Genomic DNA, 16,907 nt, shown 5'->3' on the forward strand with positions numbered 1-16,907 from the left:
CATCACTTTCTTCCGCGCGGAAACAGGATGGGTTTCGCTGCGCTCTACCCATCCTACAGGCAATAACGAGCAAGCTGCCTAAGCAACCTATTCCAGCGTGAACCCGACCCGCAGCGCCACCTGGTAGTGGCGGACCTTGCCGTCTTCGATATGGCCCCGGGTCTGCACCACCTCGAACCATTTCATTTCCCGGACCGTCTTCGACGCGCGGCTGACGGCGTTCTCGATCGCCGCCTCGATGCTCTTGTCCGATGATCCGACCAGTTCGAGGATCTTGTAGACGTGGTCCTTGTCGTGCGTGGTGGGCATGTCGACCTCCTTGGGTGGATGCGCGATCCGGACAATTTGCACTCCGATCCGGACAGTCCGTCGTCCGATGCGGGCTGCCGTCAAACGACAAATGCTGCGCGGCAACACACCGGACGAATTGAATCAACGCGTCGCGGCGCCTTTTGGTGCCAGCATGCATTTCGTGCCAGGGAGGCACGTGCCCTTGTCCGCTCCGTCACCTATGGTAGCATGGTTTGACCTCGTATTCGGGAGCGATCGATGTCCACAGCGTCCAGCTCACCCGCCACACCTCCTCACAGCCTCGGATCCGGGCTTGCCAACCTTCGCGCGAAGTGGGGCTGGATCGTCGCCCTTGGCGTGATCTACCTGATCGCAGGCGTGCTCGCCTTCGGCAGCGTGTTCTTTGCCACCGTCGTCAGCGTGCTGTTCGTCGGCGCGATGATGATCGTCGCCGGCGTTGCCGAGATCATCAACGCGTTCCAGTTCAAGACCTGGGGCAAGTTCCTGTTCTGGCTGCTGCTCGGCGCGCTCTATGTCGTCGCCGGCTTCATCACCTTCGAGAACCCCCTGCTCGCCGCAGCGACGCTGACGCTTTTCCTCGGCATCGCCCTCGTGGTCTCCGGCATCGTCCGCATCTTCCTGGCGTTCGGCATGAATTCGGCCGCGCCGTGGGGAATGGTCGCGATCTCCGGGCTGATCACGCTGGTGCTCGGGGCCATGATCCTGGCGCACTGGCCGGTGTCGAGCCTCTACGTGCTCGGCATCTTCCTCAGCGTCGACCTGATCTGCGCCGGCGTCAGCTGGATCAGCATGGGCATGGCGCTGAAGCAGAGAGCGTGAGGCGCCTGCTTCGCTTCGGCTCAGCGTGAAGCCGCAGGCGGGTTAGCCGTAGGCGTAACCCGCCGTCTCTCCGCGCGTCAAAACCGTGGCAAGTTACGCTTCCGCCAACCCGCCGTACGAAGCCGCCTCAGGGCTGCGCGAGGTGCCAGGCGCCGTTGAGAAAACCGTCGCCGGTGATGTCGCCGGCCTTCTGGTCCTTGGCGAAGGTGTAGAGCGGCTTGCCCTTGTAGGCCCACTGCTTCGAGCCGTCGTCACGCGAGATGATGGTGTAGCCGCCCTCCGCCCTGTCGCTGGCTTCCGCCTTCAGCACCGGCCAGTTCGCCGCACAGGGGCCGTTGCAGGCCGACTTGCCTTCGGTGTCCTTGTCGAAAGTGTAGAGCGTCATCCCCTTGGTGTCGGTCAGGACAGAGCCCTTCGCGGTCGTGCCGGTCTTGGTCGGCGGCGCGGCAAGAGCGGCGGATGCGAGCGCAAACGACATGGCGGTGGCGAGCGCGAGCGAGATCGATGGCTTCATGATGTCTCCCTTTCGAATGCAAATGGCTTGCATGCGTTAGGACGCGCCAAGCCGCCCTCTATTCCGCTGATAGCGCGGAAAGAATTTCGGGACGGCGATCGATGCGAGGGGAATAAAGCCGGAGGCGCGTGCCGATACCGGCAGCTACCGCCTGATCTCCTCCGCCGCGCGCACCAGCGGGCGGTCGGAGAGCTGGATCGGGCCGGAGAACGGCGTGCTCATTTCGAGGATCAGATAGATCGCGGCCGAGACCAGCGCCGCCGCGGCGATATAGGTCGAGATCACGACCGCGTTGCGCGGCGCCCGAAAGCCCAGCGTCGCGAACATCAGCGTCAGCCACCCGACCAGGATGCAGATCAGTGGTGACGGAAACGAACCGTCGGACTGCTCGACAAAGGTCCAGCGCTGCTGCACCGCCTGCCGGTAGACCGACCGGGCGTCGTTCCACAGCGCGACCTTCTGCTCGTCATCGAACCGCAGCACGCGGAGACTGGTGCCGACCTCGTCGAGCAGATGTTCGGACACCTCGTTCGCCCGCGAGATCGGGACATCCTTGAGCACCTGCTCGACATAGGCGAGCAGCCGCTTGCGCGGCTCATCGGCGCTGGGGCCGAGCGGTCGCAGGCTGCGGTCGAGCAGGATGATGTCGGTGGCGAACACATGCAAATTGCGGTCAACAGCCACATAGGTGTTGGCGGAATTGTTCATCATCAGGCCGAGCAGCAGCGACGGCATGGTGAAGAACAGCGTCGCGACCAGCCGCACCGAGGTATTGGTCTCGTCGCTGCGGTGATGGTCGGCGAACCGGACATGGATTGCCATGGTCGCCAGCGCAGCGCCGCTCAGCAGGATGAAAATCAGGACGGCGACGACGAATGCAACCACGTCTTGCGAAGACCTGCGAGAGAATCAGGTGCGCAGGATAGCAAGGGACGCGCGGCGGCGCATGTCCGGTTGACTAGCCTTCCCCACGCGCTATCCAGTCCGGAGCGGCTTTTGGCGCGCGCTGGGAGGCGCGCAAGGGCGCCCTGGGAGAGAAACAGTGCATATTGTCGACGACCGCGAGGTCAACCGCGTCCTGACCTTTCCGATCCTGATCGAAGCGATCGAGGCCGCGCACCGGCGGCCGAAGATCGCCGTCAAGGACGGCTATCTCGGCGACGACAGGGGCCAGCAGCTGGTGACGCGCAGCGCGGTCGATGCCGGCCGCTTCATGATGACCAAGCTGTACACCAGCTTCCCGGGCAATCTTGCGCACGGCAAGCTGCCGGCGGTGCAGGCGGTCTGCGTGCTGTTCGACGGCAATGACGGGCGGCCGCTCGCGGTGATGGACGCCGCCGAGATCACCCATTGGAAGACCGCGGCGGACTCCGCGCTCGGCGCGAAACATCTGGCGCGGCCGGACGCCGCGACGCTGCTGGTGGTCGGCGCCGGCGAGATGGCGCGCTGGCTGGTGCGCGGCCACCGCACGGTGCGGCCGCAGCTGAAGCGGGTGCGGATCTGGAACCGGACGGTCGAGCGCGCGCAGGAGCTCGCCACGCTGCTGGAAAGCGACGGCATCGCCGCCGATGTTGTCACCGATCTCGATGCCGCGACGCGCGAGGCCGACATCATCACCACCTGCACCCGCTCGCGCGAGCCGCTGGTCAAGGGCGCGAACCTGAAGCCCGGCGCCCATCTCGATCTGGTCGGCGGCTTCACCCCCGACACCCGCGAGGCCGACGACGAGGCGGCGCGGCGCGCGCGCATCTTTGTCGACCGAAGGGAATCCGCCTTCGACGGCGTCGGCGACATCCTGCAACCGATCGCGAGCGGCGCGATCAAGGAGAGCGACGTGCTCGGCGATCACTATGATCTCGCGACCGGTAAGGTCGCCGGCCGGCGGTCAGCCGACGACATCACCTTGTTCAAGAACGCCGGCGGCGGGCATCTCGATCTGATGACCTGCGAGGCGGTGCTTGCGCAGTTGGGGAAGAAGTTAGGGTGACGGCGAAAACGTAGGGCGGGTTAGGCGAAGCCGTAACCCGCCGCGCCGCAGCGCATGGAAAGACGGCGGATTACGCCTTCGGCTAATCCGCCCTACACAATCACTCCGCGGCCTGCTGCGCCGGTGCGTCCAGCGCCGCCGACACTTTCGGCGGCGACATCGGCAGGCTGTAGAAGCGCTTGCCCAGCGCGTTGTGCACCGCGTTGGCGACCGCGGCCATGACCGGCACCAGCGGCACTTCGCCGACGCCCTTGACGCCCTGCGGATGCTTCGGGTTCGGCACCTCGACCAGCGCGCAGTCGAGCATCGGCAGGTCGGAGCAAACAGGCATCCGATAATCGAGAAAGCCCGGATTATCGACCTTGCCGTCCTTGTTGTAGATGTACTCCTCGTTCAGCGCCCAGCCGATGCCCTGCGCGACGCCGCCCTGCAGCTGGCCCTCGACATAGCTCGGATGTACGGCGCGGCCGACATCCTGCACGGCGGTGTAGCGGATCACGCGCACGATCCCGAGATCGACATCGACCTCGACGTCGCAGATATGCGTGCCGAAGCCGCCCTCGGCGCCTTGGGTGTTGAGCTGCACGCTGGCGCCGATCGGGCCGCCCTGCAAGGGCGCCTTTTCGGCAAGGTCCGCGAGCGTCAAGGGCTCGAACTGGCCGGCATTCGGGCTCACCGGATGCGCGGCGCCGTTCTCCCATTTCACCGCTTCAGGGTCGATCTCCCAGATCTTCGCGGCGCGCTCGCGCAGGGTCGCGATCACCTTGTCGGCCGCCTGCGTCACCACCATCGAGGAGGCGAACAGCACGCGGCTGCCGCCGGTGAGGTTGGAGAAGCCGACCGTCTGGGTGTCCCCGATGATGACGGAGACGCGCTTGTAGTCGATGCCGAGCAGCTCGGCGCAGATATTGGCGATGCCGGCGCGCGAGCCGCCGATATCGGGGTGGCCCGTGGTGACAACGACGTTGCCGTCCTCGGTGATGTTGACCTGCGCGGAGGATTCACCGCCGGCATTGAACCAGAAGCCGGAGGCGACACCCCTGCCCTGATATTTGCCGAGCGGCGCGGCGTAATGCGGATGGTTCTTCGCGGCCTCCAGCGTTTCGATATAGCCGATGCGCGGAAACACCGGGCCATGCGCGGCCTTGGTGCCTTCCTTGGCAGCGTTCTTCAGCCGCAGCGCCAGCGGATCCATCTTCAACGCTTCGGCCAATTCGTCGAGCACGCATTCCACCGCATAGGCGCCGATCGGCGCGCCGGGCGCGCGATAGGCCGCGACCTTGGAGCGGTTGGAGCAGACGTCAAAACCTTCCGACAGCACATGCGGAATGTCGTAGGGCGCGAAGCTGCATCCGACCGCACCGCGGATCGGCGAGCCCGGAAAGGCGCCGGCCTGCAGATAGAAGCTGCCATGGGCGGCGACGATGGTGCCGTCCTTCTTCGCGCCGATCTTCACCGTGCTCTTCGAGCCCGAGGTCGGCCCGGTGGCGCGCATCACCTCCTCGCGGGTCATCACCATCTTGACCGGGCGGCCGGATTTTTTGGCGAGCAAGGTCGCGAGCGGCTCGAGATAGACGATGGTCTTGCCGCCGAACCCGCCGCCGATTTCGGCGGGAATCGCGCGGATGTCGCTCTGCGGGATGCCGGTCAGCATCGAGCTCATCGCACGCACCATGAACTGGCCCTGGCTCGACGACCAGATCGTGGTCTTGCCGTCGGCCGCGACCGAGATCAGGCAGGCATGCGGCTCGATATAGCCCTGGTGCACCGGACGCGTGGTGAAGGAGCGCTCAATGACGATGTCGGCGTCCTTGAAGCCTTGCGCGATGTCGCCCTTCCTGGATTCGATGCGGCCCATGATGTTCGACGGCTTGCCGTCGAATCTGTTGAACTCGTGCAGGATCGGCGCGTCGGGCTTGAGCGCGTCGTCGATCTCGATCGCCCAGGGCAGCACTTCGTAGTCGACCTCGATCAGCTTGCAGGCTTCCGCCGCGATCGCCTCGGTGGTCGCGGCGACGGCGGCGACGGGATGGCCGGGGAACAGCGCCTTGTCGCGCGCCATCACGTTGCGGCACATCCAGCGCATGTCCTGGATGCCGAGCATCACCGCGCCCTTCTCGATCGTGAAGTCGACGATGTCGCGCGAGGTGACCACCGCCTTGACGCCGGGCAGCCGCTCGGCCTTGGCGGTGTTGATCGACTTGATGCGGGCGTGCGGATGCGGGCTGCGCAACACCTTGCCCCAGATCATGCCGGGCATGGTGGTGTCGGCGGCAAACGCCGCGCGGCCGGTCACCTTGTCGACGCCATCGGGCCTGATGGTGCGCTGGCCGATCCATTTGTTGTTGACGACGTTCATGGCCGCATCTCCCGCATTTCAGCCGCGGTCTCCATCACCGCGCGGACGATCTTGTCGTAACCGGTGCACCGGCAGAGATTGCCGGCGAGCCAGAAGCGGACTTCCTCTTCGGTCGGATTTGAGTTCTTGGCGAGCAGCGCCTCGGAGGCCACCAGCATGCCCGAGGTGCAGATGCCGCACTGGAGCGCGGCATGCTCGAGGAACTTCTGCTGCAAGGGATGCAGCTTGTCGCCCTTGGCCATGCCCTCGATGGTCCGGATCTCGTGGCCCTCGGCCTCGGCCGCGAGCATCAGGCAGGAGCAGATCAGCCGACCATCGAGCGTGATCGAGCAGGCGCCGCAATCGCCGGACGCGCAGCCCTCCTTGGAGCCGGTGAGCCCCAATTGTCCGCGCAAGGCGTCGAGCATGGTCTCATACGGCTCGCACAGGAATTCGACCGGCTCGCCGTTGACGAAGGTGGTGACGTGCAGTTTCGGCATGGTGCTAGTGTCCTCCGGCGCGCTGGGCGGCGATCGCGGCGGTGCGCTTGAGCAGCACGCCGGCGGTCTTTGTCCTGTAGGCAATGGTGCCGCGCTTGTCGTCGATCGGACGGCAGGCGGCGCGGCACGCGGCGGCAGCCGCCTCCAATGCGGCGTCCTCGAGCTTCGAGCCGATCAGCGCCTTTGCCGCCGGTTCAACCAGCAGCGCGGTCGGCGCCACCGCGCCGAGGCCTACGCGAGCCGCGGTGCAGACGCCGTCCTGCAAGGTCAGGCTGACGCCGATGCCGACCACCGCGATGTCCATCTCGGTGCGCGGGATCATCCGCAAGTAGGCATCGCCCGAGCCTTTGGGCCGCGGCGGCAAGGTGAAGCTGACGAGGATTTCGCCCGGCTTGAGGTTGATCCGTCCCGGTCCGGCCGGCACATCCTCGACCTTGAGCTCGCGGCGGCCGTTCGGGCCCTGCACGGTGACGACGGCACCCGCCGCGATCATCGCCGGCACGCTGTCGCCGGCCGGCGAGCCGTTGCAGAGATTGCCGCCGGCTGAGGCCCGGCCCTGCACCTGCTTGGAGCCGATCAGGTTCACCGCCTCGAGCACGCCGGGCCAAACCTTGCCGAAGCGTGCGTGGTCGGCGAGCTCCATGCCGGAGACGGCAGCGCCGACGCGGAAACCGCCATCGGCGGTTTCGATGATCTCGGTCATCTCGCCGATCTTCTTGATGTCGACGATCAATCCCGGCCGCACCAGGCCGGAGCGCATTTGCACCAATAAGTCGGTGCCCCCTGCCATAATGCGGGCGGCACTCCCGGCGGCAGCAAATGCGCCAATCGCTTCATCAAGCGTGCGCGGTGCTACGTATCGGATATCAGTCATGACGGTTCTTCTGGTCTCCCTCGGCTGCTTGTTCCCTCAGGGATGTGCGGGATATGGCCTTATCGCCGGCCGGCAGACCGCAAGCCTACACGGCGGACCGGGGTCCGAACAGCCTGCAAGGTGCGGCAGGAAGCGCAGGCTCCTATGCAGGATGCGCGCTTGCGCGGTGCCGGCGGTGGCGCGCGACGGCCGTGGTCATGCACACGCGATCACGCGATAGTGTTGCGCGCAGCACAAATCCCTCATCCGCCCGGGGCATCATCAGGGCATGCAGTGTCGCTCATCTGTCCGCGGCCAAGGCTCGCCGTGGGTCTGGCCGAGTGTCATCGTCCTCGCCGCCATGCTGATGGTTTGGGCAGCACCGCGACGCTCCGGCGCCGCACCTGCGAGCAGCGATGTTTGCGAAAGGTGCATCCGCATCCGCGTCGGCGTTCCCACCATCGTGCGCGGACCGGCGGCCGACATCGCCGACAACAGGTTCAACGAGATCGCGCTGCCGAACGGCCGCTTTCGCGGCTTCGATGCCCATGGCGAGACACGCGCGATCGACGGCGCGCGACCATCGGACATGGCCGGAGCCGCCCGCGTGGTGCTGCGGCCGGGCCCTGCTGATAGCGTCGATTCCTGCGGACAGTGGCTGAACCATGCCGAGCGCAGCGGCGCGATGGTGCTCGGTTTCGTCCATGACGAAACCGCGTGCAACTATCCGGCGGGCCAGACCCACAAGTCGATGGCGCTTTCGACTTCGTCCGACGATGGCCTGAGCTGGAAAGGCCTCGGACAGATCATCACCGGCACCGACCATCCGACACCAGGCAAGAACACCGGCGAAGGCGACTGCACCGCCGTCGACGGGCGCGACGGCTTCTTCTACGCCTACTGCTTCCGTCCGCGCGACGGCGGCCTGATCGTGGCGCGCGCGCCACTCGCCAATCCAGCGCCCGGGCAATGGAAGAAATTCTTTGAAGGCCGATGGGACGAACCCGGGCTCGGCGGCCAGGCCACGCGGCTGATAACAGGCTCAGGCGTCAGCGTCGCGCGCTGGACGACGACCGGCGAGTTGGCGCTGACCGGCTGGGTCCCCGGCGGCCTCGGCCTGTTCCTGACCCGCGATCACGTCACGTTCAAGGCGATGCCGGAGCCGCTACTCGTGCTCGATCCCGGCGTCTGGCAGCGCCCGGCGCCGTCCGAGCTCATCACCTACCCCGTGCTGCTCGACGCCTCCACCGGCGCCAACCAGCTCTCGAACACATGGATGCTGGTGCACGCCTACTGGCCGCCCGGCGGCGGTCATGCGGACCACTATCTGGTGTTCCGGCCGATCGAGGTCGCGCACAGCGATACGCCTTCCGTCCCGCAGGTCGGCGTGCAGCTCGCGCGCTGGTACAATTCAGGGCTGCACGACCGCTGGTCGACCACGGGACCGGTCCCCGGCAACGGCACTGCATACCGGCTCGAAGCGCGATCCGGCTATCTGATGACGGTCGCGCACGCCGACGCGCCCACCGTGGAGCTCGAAGATTGCGTCAGCCAGCGGGGCGGCCATCCCGATCATCTGCTGGCGGAAAAGGGCTTTTGCGAAGGCCACGCCTATCAGCGGCTGCGCACCGCCGGCTGGGTCTATGCGCAATCGCAGGGCGGAACGCTTCCGCTCTACCGCTGCTACAGCGCGCGGGAGCAATCGCACTTCGCCTCGAACGCGGCGGATTGCGAGAAGCTCGGCGTCAATGAACGCCTGCTCGGCTACGCCCTCAAGCAGTGAACGCACGCGCAACGCAATGTCGCAGCCGCATGGGTTGCGATAGCGCGGCTCTTGCTTGCTTTCAGCAACGGATTGGTGAAGCATGCGGGTCGCTGCGGCCTACGTGCCGGCGCAACGACAAGATCGGGGGACGGCGAATGGTCGATGTTTCGCGCAGAACGCTCCTCAAGCTCGCGGCCAGCGTGCCGCCGGCGATCGCGGCCCCGGCTCTCCTCTCATCGAGAGCCATCGCCGCCGGCAAGGGCAAGACCATATCAGCGGTGATGCATTCGGACCTGCGCATCATCGATCCCGGTTTCACCACCGCCTACATCACCCGCGACCATGGCTACATGGTCTACGACACGCTGCTCGGCATCGATTCAAGCTTCAAGGTCCAGCCGCAGATGGCGGACTGGACGATCTCGGACGACAAGCTCACCTACACCTTCGCGCTGCGCGACGGCCTGAAATGGCACGACGGCGCGCCGGTCACGGCGGAGGACTGCATCGCCTCGCTGAAGCGCTGGACCGTCGTCGACGGCATGGCGCAGAAGCTGGCCGAGTTCACCGCCTCCCTCGAGGCCAGCGGACCGAAGACGATCGTGCTCAAGCTCAAGGAGCCGTACGGCCTGGTGCTGGAGTCGCTGGCAAAGCCCTCCTCCTATGTCGCCTTCATGATGCCGAAGCGGCTCGCGGAGACGCCACCCGGCAAGCAGATCGCCGAGCAGATCGGCTGCGGGCCGTTCAAATTCGTCACCGCGGAATTCCAGCCGGGCGTGAAGGCGGTCTATGAGCGGAACGCCGACTACGTGCCGCGCAAGGAAAAGCCGGATTGGCTGTCGGGCGGCAAGGTCGCGAAGGTCGATCGCGTCGAATGGATCACGATGCCCGACGCGCAGACCGCGATCAACGCGCTGCAATCCGGCGACATTGACTTCCTGGAACAGCCTTCGATCGACCTGGTGCCGGTGCTCGAGGCCAATTCCGATCTCACCGTGGCCGTGCTGAACAAGTTCGGCTTCCAGATCGAGGGCCGGATGAATTTCCTGCACCCGCCGTTCGACAATCCCAAGATCCGCCGCGCGGCATTCCTGGCAATGAACCAGAAGGACGTGCTCGACGCCACCGTCGGCAACGCAAAATATTACGAGATCTGCGGCTCCTATTTCGCCTGCGATACGCCGCTCGCCAGCGACGCCGGCGCCGAGACGCTGATCAAGGGCAACGGCATGGGCGAGGCCAAGAAGGCGCTGGCCGCCTCGGGCTATGACGGCACGCCCGTCGTGATCATGATCCCCGGCGACGTGCAGACGCTGAAGGGGCCGCCGACCGTCGCGGCGCAGCTGCTGCGCGCGGCCGGCTTCAATGTCGACGCGCAGGTGACCGACTGGCAGACTGTGGTGAGCCGCCGCGCCAGCCAGAAGCCGCCCAAGGAAGGCGGCTGGAACCTGTTCTTCACTTTCACGGGTGCGACCGAGGTGATGAACCCGATCGTCAACAACCAGATCGCCGCGAACGGCAAGCGGGCCTGGTTCGGCTGGCCCGAGGACGCCAAGCTCGAGCAGATGCGCGACGCCTACGCCCGCGCCACCTCACCTGAGGACCAGAAGAAGCTCGCGGTGGAGATCCAGAAGCAGGCCTACGAGCAGGTGATCTATGTCCCGCTCGGCCAGTTCCGCCTGCCGAGCGCCTGGCGCAAGTCGCTCACCGGCGTGCTGGAAGGCCCGGCGCCGCCGGTGTTCTGGAACGTCGACAAGACCGAATAGGATCGGCGGCGCGATCTTTGCGCCGCAGATCATCCTTCGGCTAGCCGCAGCACGCAGGCAGGTTGATCGGCTTTCTCCACAACGTGGCTCGCGGAGTGAGCCCCCACCCCGGGCCGCCCCGCTGCGCGCTGCTAAAATATCGAAAACAACCCCATGCAAAGTAGCCGACGGCCGCCGCCGTACCACCCGGGCAACTTGACACGTCGGGCAAATCACCAATATATTTCTAATATTCCGAATTTGTGCAAATGCCCCTCCCCCGCAAGCGGGAGAGGGAGCGCACTTCCCTGCTATTCGACTTCGCCTGAGTATCGTCACTTCATTGGCCGTTGGTCCTGCGCGCGGCCTTCGGCGCTTCGTCCTTCAGCTTCTCCAATGCGCCGGGCATCATCTGCCCGAACATCGAGCTCAGCATCGCGGTCGGGATCAACCCTGCGCTGTTGCCCTCCTGCCCCTGCCCGCCCGACATCAGGAATTGCGGCACCAGTGGCTGATTGATCCGCGTCAGGGCGTCGGCGAATTTTGCAAAATTCTGTTCGGCAAGCCGGTACTCCGGCCCGCCATAGGCATCGACCGACAGCTTGGTCGCCTGGGCGTTGGCGGCGCCGACCGCAAGCACCCGGTCGGCCTCGCCCTGGCCTTCCAGCCGCGACTGCTCGCCGACCGCCGCTGCCGTGACCTTGCGGGTCTCGGCATCCTTCTGCGCACGGGCCAGCGCAGCCGCGCCCTCGTTCTCGTTGACCTTGACCTGGATCAGCGACTGCGTCAGTGCGGTCTGCGCCGCCGCCGTCGCCTTGGCTTCGTTGAGGGCGCGCTCCTGCACCGCGGCCTTCTCCTGCTCCTGATAGGTCTCGATCTGCTCGCGCGCGATCTGGCGCGAGCGGAGCTGGATCAGGATGTTCTCGATGGTGTGGTCGTTCACGGCCGCGCGCGGCGTGCCGATCAGGACCTCCTGGAGGTCGAGCGAATAGCCCTCGAACTTCGCTTTCATCACACGCGCCGATTCCTCCTGGATCGCGGCGCGGTTCTGCAACAGCTCGATCAGCGTCATCTTCTGCGCGATGTTCTTGAAGAACGCGCTGACCATCGGATCGAGCGTCTGCTCGACCAGCTTCTTCACGTCGCCGAAGCGCTGGATGATCATCGGCGCCTTCTTGTAGTCGATATGCATCACCACCGAGAGCGGCAGCGTCGGCTCGAAGGCGTCCTTGGTAATCAGCGAGATCTCCGACAGGTTCTCGTCGAGCTTCATCGAACCGACCTCGCCGCGCACCCATTTCAGGATGAAGTTGACGGTTGGAATCACCTCGATCTTGCCGGCATAGGTGTTGAAGGCGTACTTGCCGGGCAACAGCGGGTCCTTCCAGACGCCGCGGCCGCCGTTGAGCACCAGTTCGCCATGGCGATACTGCTCGCCCGAGACGTCGTCGGTGCGCGGGCCGGTGTAGAAGATGACGACGCCGACATTACCGACCGGGATCACCGTCTTCGGCACCGCCTCGACGGTCGCGAACAGGCGGTTGATGTACCAGGTGCCCTCGACGATGACCTGGAGCTGGCGGCCGCGATAGCCGCCGGCGTGCAGGAATTTCTCCGGCTCCTGGAAATTGTTGTGGAAGGTCGCCGCGTCGCGCAGCTCGATGCCGACTTCGGGCGCGATGATCTCGCCCGGAGGCAGCGACGGCCCATCATGCACGGTGACGATGCCGACCAGGTCGTGATCGGCCGCCAGCACGACCGGCGCAAAGCCCCAGCGCTCGGTGATCGTAAGCTGCATGCTCTCGAGCACGCCGCGTTCCCGCTCGCTGAGCGCGTGACCGTAGACGCGCTCGTCGGTGATGACGGCAAACTGCGTGGTGTTGATCGCATAGGTACCTTCGCGCAGGACCTTGCGCTGCGGCCCCTTCTGGCCGCCGCCGAGCAGGAATCGGCGTGCGTCCTGGAAGTCCGACTTGTCTTCAGTGTCGTTGGCACCGAGCACTTGCGAGGGCTCCAACGGCGCACCGTCGCGCGCGAACACATAGGCGATCTTGCCCTGGCCGACGGTCACGAGGTCCGAGCGGTGGATCCGGTACATGAAGGGAAACATCACGTGCAGGCCGCCGCGCAGCACTTCCGGCTCGTAGCCGGCCTCACCGTTCAGCGCGATGAAGCCGTCCTCGATCGAGCCCTTGATCGCCCACAGCTTCTCGACGATGCCGACCTGATTGTTGGGAATGTAACGAAATACGTTCGATATGCGCAGCAGGATCACACATGCGACCGCTGCAGCGATCCAAATGGCAGGCTGGGTTAAACCTGAACCATTAAGAAAACCGAGGAAGTCCATAGTCCATCTCCACAATTCGCAACTGGGCGGTCTGGGAGCCCAAACCTCACCCAAGAATTGCGGTGCGGAGATGTGGTTGGCGGCCCAGGGGCCGCAAGGCGTGAACATTATTCGCATGGCCAATCTTTTTTTGATGACAGGATGAACCGCCTGATGACTCGCGCGACGTTGGTGCGCGTGACTAGCTGCCGCAATTGCGCATCATTCGCACTGCGGCGGCGCGGAAGGATTTGCCCGACAATTGGGACTCATACGTCCGCCTCTGGGGAAAGCGGCGGCTGCCAGCATCGGTCGTCATTGCCGGCTTTCGACCCAACTGAGACATCACGCATCAGGCCCATTTTTCCGAGCAAGACGATCGAAAAGTGCTAGGCTTTGGCTATCGCCTCCGGCGGTTTCCATGGCGGGGACCGGCATAAGGTGGCGTGACTTCATCACCAATTTCGGCAGCGCGAGTGCCACGTCGGCAGTCGCTATCACGGCGCAGCAAGCTAAGGTGAACCTATCGCCCTAATGGAACAGGAGAGAGCCATGTCGGCTAAGCTATTCCGCAGAGGCCTGCACGCTTTGGCACTATTCGGTTTGGCAAATAATTTAGGAGGAGTTTCGATATCCGTAGCCGTCGCCGAGCCTCAAGCAAAACCCATACAAGAACCCATTACGGGTAACGAAGATCTTGGAGATCTGAGCCAGCCCGAACAGGCATTGGCCCAGTTCTACCGCGCCTTCAATACGCGTGATCTGAAGATGATCGACGATAACTTCGCTCATACCGATGAGGTTGCGATCGATAATCCTCTCGGAGGCATTCGGCGGGGAGCAGATCAGCCACACGCGATGTATGAGGGAGTCTTCAAGAGTCCGGCGGACGTTCACGTTGTATTTTGGGACTATACCATACACCGCGCGGGCGATGTATTCTGAGCTGTTGGGCGTGAACGCGGTACCTATCGTGAGGGTGATGCCGAAAAAAATCTAAACATTCGCACGAGTCGCATCTTTCAACTGATCGATGGGCGCTGGCGGCAGATGCATCATCACGGATCAATCGAAGATTCCAAACTTCTCAGCGACTATCAAAACGCAATTCGATCGGCAGCGGCGAAAGCCCACTAAGTCGCCTTAAATTCATTCGCCAAGGGGCAGAAATCGCTCAATGATCGCTTCCGGCCCACAGACGACGTTCATTCAGACCGATTTCGACCTCGCCCATCGCGGCATTGACGGTGGATGCCGCGATCACGTCCGGCGGCGACATCCCCATGCTGATGAATTTCGACATCGTCGTCACCTGGTCGAACACCGGGCCGTCGATGCAGAGCTGGTGATGTCGGAGGAGATGGCGTCGGGTGAGAAGCCGTTGGCGAGCATCGCGCGCGCGGTCTTGAAGGCGAACGAGTCCTTGCCGTGCCCGATGTCGAACAGCACGCCGCGCTCGCGCACCTCCGGCACCACCTTCTTCACCGTGCCCTGCGTGCTCAACGTTTCGGGTCACGCCCGCGGATATGGTCAAAGCCCTGCTTGATTGCGGCGAAGCGCGCTTCAATCATCGGCTCGAATTCGAGGTCGGTGAAGATATAGGGCCAGTCGTTTTCGACGCCTTCGCGGACGAGTTCACCGACATAGTTGGGTTCTATGCCCTGAGAGATGCGTGCCCGGACCATATTGATCTGCAGGGCACGTGGGCCCGAAGTCGGCAAGGCACGGACCGCCCCCTCGAAGCGCTTGGGGAGATTGCGTCTTGAGTCCACGATTTGAGTGCGAATGAACCCTGGACACAGCACCGATACGCCAATCCCGCGGGGCGCGAGTTCACGCCGCAGGCCCTCGGACAGCGCGACGACGCCATACTTGGAAACGTTGTATGCATTGCTCTCCCCCGAAATAAGGCCAGCGATCGAGGCTGTGGAGACGATGTGTCCACCCTCGCCATGCTCCTCGATCAACGGGCCGAAAATCTCGATCCCCCAAATGGTCGCCATCAAGTTGACGCCCATGGTCCAATCCCATGACGCGTCGGTCCAGGCGCCATAGGGCCCACCACCGCCGACGCCCGCGTTGTTGACGAGGATATGCACCTTGCCGTAGCGGGCCGTCGTGGCTTCGGCGGCCGCCGCGAGTTCGTCTTTGAGTGAGACGTCCGCTTTCACGCCGTCGACATCGACGTTGGTGAGCCTCAGTTGGTTGAGCGCCGCGGACAGAGCCGCTTCTTCGATATCGCAAAGCATGACTTTCACCCCCGCCTGGGCGAGAGCGGTCGCGATCCCCAATCCAATACCTGATGCCGCACCGGTGACGAACGCGGTCTTTCCAGCGAGTTCCTTCACGCGCATTCTCCCCCGTGCAAGCGGACACCGTCGCCCCAAGACGCCAAGTGTCAAACGTCCAAGCGTCACTGGGCGCCATATGACCGCACTTTCAAGCGATTGGGAAGTGTTCGGGATGTCCGCTCCTGGCCCCCCAGCCGACGTTCATTCAGACCGGCTTCGATGTCGCCTTTATGAAGACAAAGCGGACGCCGGTCTTGTGAGGACGCGAACCTATCTCGGATGCCACCAGCGTCCGCCGATCACGACACCTTCGGACGCGATCTTGCGATCACCCGTCAGATGTTCGCCGACCACATCGACATAGTCGAACTGGCCGTGCTTGATCGAGAGCAGCGTGGCGTCGCCGGCGCTGCCCGGCTTGAGGCTGCCGAGCTCCGGCCGGCGCAACGCCATCGCGGCATTGACGGTGGATGCGGCGATCACGTCCGGCAGCGACATCCCCATGCAGAGGAATTTCGACATCGTCGTCACCTGGTCGAACGCCGGGCCGTCGATACAGAGCTGATGGATGTCGGAGGAGATGGTGTCGGGTGAGAAGCCGTTGGCGAGCATCGCGCGCGCGGTCTTGAAGGCGAACGAGCCCTTGCCGTGGCCGATGTCGAACAGCACGCCGCGCTCGCGCGCCTCCAGCACCACCTTCTTCACCGTGCCCTGCGCGGTCGCCGGCGTGTTGGGGAACGGACGGAACGCATGCGTCAGCACATCGCCCGGGCGCAGGCGCGCAAGCACCTCCTCATAGCTCGGCGGCGGGTGATCGATATGCGCCATCAAGGGCATGCCGACCTGCTCGGCAACCTCGAGCGCGATCTCAAGCGGCACCAGCCCTGAGGTGCCCGACGCGTGCAGTCCGACCCGCACCTTGATGCCGACGATGAGGTCGCGGTTCTCGTCGGCCACGCGCGCGGCGTCGACCGGATTCATCAGCCGCAGCTCCTCGCTCTCGCCGACCATCACGCGATCCGAGAAGCCGAAGATGCCGGCATGCGAGACGTGCAGATAGGCGAGGATGCGGACCTGGCTCGGCTCGATGACGTGCTTGCGGAAGCCAGCGAAATTGCCGGGGCCGGCGCTGCCGGTGTCCACCGAGGTGGTGACGCCGGACTTGCGGCAAAACTCCTCCGCATCGATGCCGAGCGAGGTGCCACCCCAATAGACGTGGGTGTGCAGGTCGATGATCCCCGGCGAGACGATCAGCCCCGACACGTCGCGAACGTCGGTCGCGGCATCGGCCTTCAGCTCTCGGCCGATGGCTGCGACCTTGCCGCCGGCAAAGGCGACGTCCGTCACCGCATCGAGCTTTTGCGACGGGTCGATCACCCGTCCGCCGCGCAGAATCAAATCGAAAGGCATCGTGTTCTCCGGATTTCCGTCCGGCACGATGGTCGACTTCGCCG

Annotated in this window: 14 protein-coding genes and 1 pseudogene; 5 read left to right on the forward strand and 10 right to left on the reverse strand. The window is 64.6% G+C overall.

The window, feature by feature from the left end:
* Positions 1 to 87: 87 nt before the first annotated feature.
* A complete protein-coding gene (locus H8B02_RS21945) occupies positions 88 to 309 on the reverse strand; it encodes a dodecin (RefSeq protein ID WP_212309847.1) in 222 nt (73 codons plus the stop codon).
* Positions 310 to 549: 240 nt separating this feature from the next.
* Here H8B02_RS21945 and H8B02_RS21950 point away from each other — a divergent pair, with 240 nt between their 5' ends.
* The gene (locus H8B02_RS21950; protein WP_229168186.1) at positions 550 to 1,131 is read left to right on the forward strand and encodes an HdeD family acid-resistance protein; all 582 of its coding nucleotides are present in this window, start codon (positions 550 to 552) and stop codon (positions 1,129 to 1,131) included.
* Between the two features lie 127 nt (positions 1,132 to 1,258).
* Here H8B02_RS21950 and H8B02_RS21955 read toward each other — a convergent pair whose 3' ends face one another.
* Positions 1,259 to 1,645 carry a COG4315 family predicted lipoprotein gene (locus tag H8B02_RS21955; RefSeq protein WP_229168187.1) on the reverse strand — a complete coding sequence of 129 codons (387 nt, stop codon included), beginning with the start codon at positions 1,643 to 1,645 and terminating at the stop codon, positions 1,259 to 1,261.
* Positions 1,646 to 1,789: 144 nt separating this feature from the next.
* Entirely contained in the window at positions 1,790 to 2,530 is a 741-nt protein-coding gene (locus tag H8B02_RS21960; protein ID WP_229168188.1) for a bestrophin-like domain, read from the reverse strand.
* 157 nt (positions 2,531 to 2,687) lie between these two features.
* Here H8B02_RS21960 and H8B02_RS21965 point away from each other — a divergent pair, with 157 nt between their 5' ends.
* Entirely contained in the window at positions 2,688 to 3,632 is a 945-nt protein-coding gene (locus H8B02_RS21965) for an ornithine cyclodeaminase family protein (RefSeq protein ID WP_229168189.1), read from the forward strand.
* A 100-nt stretch (positions 3,633 to 3,732) separates the two neighbouring features.
* Here H8B02_RS21965 and H8B02_RS21970 read toward each other — a convergent pair whose 3' ends face one another.
* Genes H8B02_RS21970 through H8B02_RS21980 form a run of 3 tightly spaced genes read right to left on the reverse strand, consistent with a single transcriptional unit; the run spans position 3,733 to position 7,335 of the window.
* Positions 3,733 to 5,991 (reverse strand): xanthine dehydrogenase family protein molybdopterin-binding subunit, encoded by a 2,259-nt coding sequence (locus H8B02_RS21970; RefSeq protein WP_229168190.1) that lies wholly within the window; start codon positions 5,989 to 5,991, stop codon positions 3,733 to 3,735.
* Positions 5,988 to 6,470, reverse strand: coding sequence for a (2Fe-2S)-binding protein (locus H8B02_RS21975; RefSeq protein ID WP_229168191.1), 483 nt, complete (start codon positions 6,468 to 6,470; stop codon positions 5,988 to 5,990). The genes H8B02_RS21970 and H8B02_RS21975 overlap by 4 nt, the downstream gene beginning before the upstream one ends.
* 4 nt (positions 6,471 to 6,474) lie before the next feature.
* Positions 6,475 to 7,335, reverse strand: coding sequence for an FAD binding domain-containing protein (locus tag H8B02_RS21980; RefSeq protein ID WP_229168208.1), 861 nt, complete (start codon positions 7,333 to 7,335; stop codon positions 6,475 to 6,477).
* A 355-nt stretch (positions 7,336 to 7,690) separates the two neighbouring features.
* Between H8B02_RS21980 and H8B02_RS21985 the strand changes: the two genes are divergently transcribed.
* The gene (locus tag H8B02_RS21985) at positions 7,691 to 9,106 is read left to right on the forward strand and encodes a hypothetical protein (protein ID WP_229168192.1); all 1,416 of its coding nucleotides are present in this window, start codon (positions 7,691 to 7,693) and stop codon (positions 9,104 to 9,106) included.
* Positions 9,107 to 9,243: 137 nt separating this feature from the next.
* On the forward strand, positions 9,244 to 10,854 hold the full coding sequence (locus H8B02_RS21990; RefSeq protein ID WP_376711698.1) for an ABC transporter substrate-binding protein: 1,611 nt from the start codon (positions 9,244 to 9,246) through the stop codon (positions 10,852 to 10,854).
* Between the two features lie 319 nt (positions 10,855 to 11,173).
* Here the strand turns inward: H8B02_RS21990 and H8B02_RS21995 are convergent, their stop codons facing one another.
* Positions 11,174 to 13,183, reverse strand: coding sequence for an SPFH domain-containing protein (locus H8B02_RS21995; protein ID WP_229168193.1), 2,010 nt, complete (start codon positions 13,181 to 13,183; stop codon positions 11,174 to 11,176).
* 531 nt (positions 13,184 to 13,714) lie between these two features.
* Between H8B02_RS21995 and H8B02_RS22000 the strand changes: the two genes are divergently transcribed.
* Positions 13,715 to 14,107, forward strand: coding sequence for a YybH family protein (locus H8B02_RS22000; protein WP_229168194.1), 393 nt, complete (start codon positions 13,715 to 13,717; stop codon positions 14,105 to 14,107).
* A gap of 286 nt (positions 14,108 to 14,393) precedes the next feature.
* Here H8B02_RS22000 and H8B02_RS22005 read toward each other — a convergent pair.
* The 3 genes and pseudogenes from H8B02_RS22005 to H8B02_RS22015 all read right to left on the reverse strand — a co-directional run.
* Positions 14,394 to 14,674, reverse strand: a pseudogene (locus H8B02_RS22005) (amidohydrolase/deacetylase family metallohydrolase); the annotation flags it as partial.
* Complete coding sequence (locus H8B02_RS22010; RefSeq protein ID WP_229168195.1) at positions 14,662 to 15,510, reverse strand: SDR family NAD(P)-dependent oxidoreductase; 849 nt, start codon at positions 15,508 to 15,510, stop codon at positions 14,662 to 14,664. The gene H8B02_RS22010 and the pseudogene H8B02_RS22005, both read right to left, overlap by 13 nt.
* A 213-nt stretch (positions 15,511 to 15,723) precedes the next feature.
* On the reverse strand, positions 15,724 to 16,863 hold the full coding sequence (locus tag H8B02_RS22015) for an amidohydrolase/deacetylase family metallohydrolase (protein WP_229168196.1): 1,140 nt from the start codon (positions 16,861 to 16,863) through the stop codon (positions 15,724 to 15,726).
* Positions 16,864 to 16,907 lie beyond the last annotated feature (44 nt).

The organism is Bradyrhizobium altum, from assembly GCF_020889705.1.
Lineage (GTDB): Bacteria > Pseudomonadota > Alphaproteobacteria > Rhizobiales > Xanthobacteraceae > Bradyrhizobium > Bradyrhizobium altum.

What these genes read in the sequence shown, in the direction of transcription:
- H8B02_RS21950 (WP_229168186.1), top strand. Translation starts at nt 550, where the DNA reads ATGTCCACAGCGTCCAGCTCACCCGCCACACCTCCTCACAGCCTCGGA.
- H8B02_RS21945 (WP_212309847.1), bottom strand. Translation starts at nt 309, where the DNA reads ATGCCCACCACGCACGACAAGGACCACGTCTACAAGATCCTCGAACTG.
- H8B02_RS21955 (WP_229168187.1), bottom strand. Translation starts at nt 1,645, where the DNA reads ATGAAGCCATCGATCTCGCTCGCGCTCGCCACCGCCATGTCGTTTGCG.
- H8B02_RS22000 (WP_229168194.1), top strand. Translation starts at nt 13,715, where the DNA reads ATGTCGGCTAAGCTATTCCGCAGAGGCCTGCACGCTTTGGCACTATTC.
- H8B02_RS21990 (WP_376711698.1), top strand. Translation starts at nt 9,244, where the DNA reads ATGGTCGATGTTTCGCGCAGAACGCTCCTCAAGCTCGCGGCCAGCGTG.
- H8B02_RS21970 (WP_229168190.1), bottom strand. Translation starts at nt 5,991, where the DNA reads ATGAACGTCGTCAACAACAAATGGATCGGCCAGCGCACCATCAGGCCC.
- H8B02_RS21985 (WP_229168192.1), top strand. Translation starts at nt 7,691, where the DNA reads ATGGTTTGGGCAGCACCGCGACGCTCCGGCGCCGCACCTGCGAGCAGC.
- H8B02_RS21995 (WP_229168193.1), bottom strand. Translation starts at nt 13,183, where the DNA reads ATGGACTTCCTCGGTTTTCTTAATGGTTCAGGTTTAACCCAGCCTGCC.
- H8B02_RS21975 (WP_229168191.1), bottom strand. Translation starts at nt 6,470, where the DNA reads ATGCCGAAACTGCACGTCACCACCTTCGTCAACGGCGAGCCGGTCGAA.
- H8B02_RS22015 (WP_229168196.1), bottom strand. Translation starts at nt 16,863, where the DNA reads ATGCCTTTCGATTTGATTCTGCGCGGCGGACGGGTGATCGACCCGTCG.